The 2,270-nt window shown below is 69.1% G+C and carries 3 protein-coding genes; all 3 read left to right on the plus strand.

The annotated features are described in order from the left end of the window. Positions 1-871 (plus strand): prephenate dehydrogenase/arogenate dehydrogenase family protein (locus tag ACMO6A_RS07940; protein WP_418471047.1); only part of this gene is annotated, 871 nt, incomplete at its 5' end. Next, positions 861-2,189 (plus strand): 3-phosphoshikimate 1-carboxyvinyltransferase, encoded by a 1,329-nt coding sequence (aroA, locus tag ACMO6A_RS07945; protein ID WP_114557343.1) that lies wholly within the window; start codon positions 861-863, stop codon positions 2,187-2,189. The genes ACMO6A_RS07940 and aroA, both read left to right, overlap by 11 nt. After that, a partial coding sequence (locus tag ACMO6A_RS07950) for a (d)CMP kinase (protein WP_418471048.1) occupies positions 2,186-2,270 on the plus strand: 85 nt, incomplete at its 3' end. The genes aroA and ACMO6A_RS07950, both read left to right, overlap by 4 nt.

Below are 2,270 nucleotides of genomic sequence, written 5' to 3' on the forward strand. Positions count from 1 at the left end.
GGACTATCGCGGCATCGTCACGGACACCGCCTCCACGAAGGCGCGCATCACGGCTTTGGCCGAGCGCGTCCTGCCGCATCCCGAGAACTTCGTGCCCGGGCATCCCATGGCCGGCTCCGAGGTGAACGGCATCGAAGGCGCGCGACCCGACCTGTTCAAAGGCGCGCACTGGATCCTCTGTCCTGACGCCGACACGCCCGCCGAGCACTTCCCGCGCCTGCACGAGCTGGTCACCTCCATCGGCGCGCGCGTCATCGCGCTGCCGCGCGAGGACCACGACGAGGCGGTGGCCGTGGTCAGCCACGTGCCGCATATTATGGCGTCCTCGCTCGTGCAGCTGGCCAGCCGCCACGCCGACGACCAGCAGGCGCTCATGCGCCTGGCCGCCGGAGGCTTCAAGGACTCCACGCGCATCGCGGCTGGTTCGCCCGAGCTGTGGTGCGGCATCGCCTTCGACAACAAGGACGCGCTGTCCGACGGGCTCGACGAGATCCGAGGCATCATCGGCGCGTTCGCCGACGCACTGGCGTCCGACGACCGCGCCGCGCTCACTGCTCTTTTGGCCGACGCGGCGGCCGCGCGCCGCGCGCTGCCGGCCGCCTGGGTGCCCTCGACGGAGCGTCTGCTGGAAGTGCGCATCCCCATGGAGGACCGTCCGGGCGTCGTGGCCGAGGTAACCACCGTCACCAGCTCGGTGGGGTGCAACATCCAGTCCATCGAGATCGACCACGTCACGGAGGACAGCGCCGTGCTCAGCCTCGTGCTCACCGACGAGGGCGATATCGGCCAGCTGTCAGCCCAGCTCATCAACGCAGGTTTTTCAGTATCGTTCAGTCCCTTGACGGCAAAGGAGCATACCCATGTCGCATGAAGCAAACGCCACCGTCGTCAACCCGCTGCCGGCGCCCCTGCGCGGCTCGGCCTCTGTCCCGGGCGACAAGTCCATATCGCACCGCGCCGTGCTGTTCGCCGCCATGGCCGAGGGCACCTCGCGGCTTTCGGGCGTGCTCGACTCCGAGGACGTGCGCTCGTCCATCAGGGCCGTAGGCCAGCTGGGCGCGCAGGTGTCGCTCGAGAAGCAGCCCGACGGCAGCCTGGCGGGAGGCGTCACGGGATGGGGCGCCGCCGGCCCCTCGCAGCCCGATGCCCCCATCGACTGCGGTAACTCCGGCACCACGGTGCGCCTGCTCATGGGCGTGCTGGCGCCGTGGAGCGTGCGCGTGGAGCTGACGGGCGACGACTCGCTGCAGCGCCGTCCCATGCGCCGCATCACCGCGCCGCTCATGAAGATGGGCGCGCGCTTCGAGCCCGAAGGGCGCGAGACGCTGCCGCTCACGGTGTGCGGCTCCGAGGGCCTGCGCGCGATAACCTACGACGCCCCCATGGCGTCGGCCCAGCTCAAAACCGCGGTGCTGCTGGCCGGCGTGTATGCGCGGGGCACGACGACGCTCAACGAGCCCTCGCCCTCGCGCAACCATACCGAGCTCATGTTGCCCGAATTCGGCGTGACCACCACAGCGGCCGACCGCACGGCCAGCGTGACGGGTCCCGCTGCGCTTCGGGCCTGCGAGGTGCAGGTGCCGGGCGATCCGTCTTCGGCGGCGTTCCTCGTCTGCGCTGCCGTGTTGAAGCCCGACAGCTCCATCCAGGTGGAGAACGTCAGCTTGAACACCGCGCGCATCGGGTTCACGCGCACGCTCGAGCGCATGGGCGCCGATATCAGCGTGCGTCACACGGGAGCGGCGGGCAAGGAGCCCTACGGCATCGTTTCGGCGTGCTACACGCCGAACCTGCATGGGTGCGAGGTGCCGGCCGACAAGATCGCCACTATCGTCGACGAAGTGCCGGTGTTGGCGCTCGTGGCGGCTCACGCGCGCGGCGTCACCGTGTTCCGCGAGGTCAGCGAGTTGCGCGTGAAAGAGACCGACCGCCTGGCCGCCATCGTGGAGGGGCTTGAGACTCTCGGCGTGGACGCGTGGATCGACGGCAACGACCTGTTCGTGGAAGGCCAGCCGGGCTTGCAAGTGCCCGTCGGCGCCGCATTCGACTCGAAGAACGACCACCGTCTGGCCATGACCTGGGCGCTCGCCGGCCTGTGCGGCAACGCTCCCGTCGAAGTAGAGAACTTCGACTCCGTGAAAATCAGCTATCCGCAGTTCCTCACCGATATCGAAAGGTTGGCACGATGATCATTGCCATCGACGGCCCCAGCGGGGCCGGCAAGTCCACGGTCGCGAAGGCCGTCGCCCGCGAGCTGGGCTTCTCCTGCC

Source organism: Eggerthella sp., from assembly GCF_048329335.1.
GTDB classification, from domain to species: domain Bacteria; phylum Actinomycetota; class Coriobacteriia; order Coriobacteriales; family Eggerthellaceae; genus Eggerthella; species Eggerthella lenta.

Coding starts and splice junctions, on each gene's coding strand:
- aroA (WP_114557343.1), top strand. CDS start 861: ATGTCGCATGAAGCAAACGCCACCGTCGTCAACCCGCTGCCGGCGCCC.